Here is a 293-nt window from a genome sequence, read left to right on the forward strand (position 1 = left end):
GGGGCTGTCGCATCTGAACCCCATCGTCTACATGATCAGCGGTTTTCGCTTCGGCTTCCTCGGTATCAACGACGTCCCGCTGGCGACCACCTTCGCCGTGCTGGTGGTGTTCATTGTCGCCTTCTATCTGCTGTGCTGGTCGTTAATTCAGCGCGGTCGCGGCCTGCGTAGCTGATACTCATCATGGTTAGCGCTTCCTGAAGTAAATATGCGAAGCGCTAACCGCTTATCTTTGACTCCCATCACCGATACGTCATCTTCACCTTGCTACATTATTCGCTGGCTAAGGAGGG

At 54.3% G+C, this 293-nt stretch carries 1 pseudogene; it reads left to right on the forward strand.

Annotation, left to right across the window (positions count from 1 at the left end):
* A pseudogene (locus ACSIPU_RS31090) lies at positions 1 to 175 on the forward strand (ABC transporter permease); the annotation flags it as partial.
* Positions 176 to 293: the final 118 nt, after the last annotated feature.

The organism is Klebsiella sp. HN106 (genome assembly GCF_051209435.1).
In the GTDB taxonomy this organism is placed as follows: domain Bacteria; phylum Pseudomonadota; class Gammaproteobacteria; order Enterobacterales; family Enterobacteriaceae; genus Klebsiella; species Klebsiella oxytoca.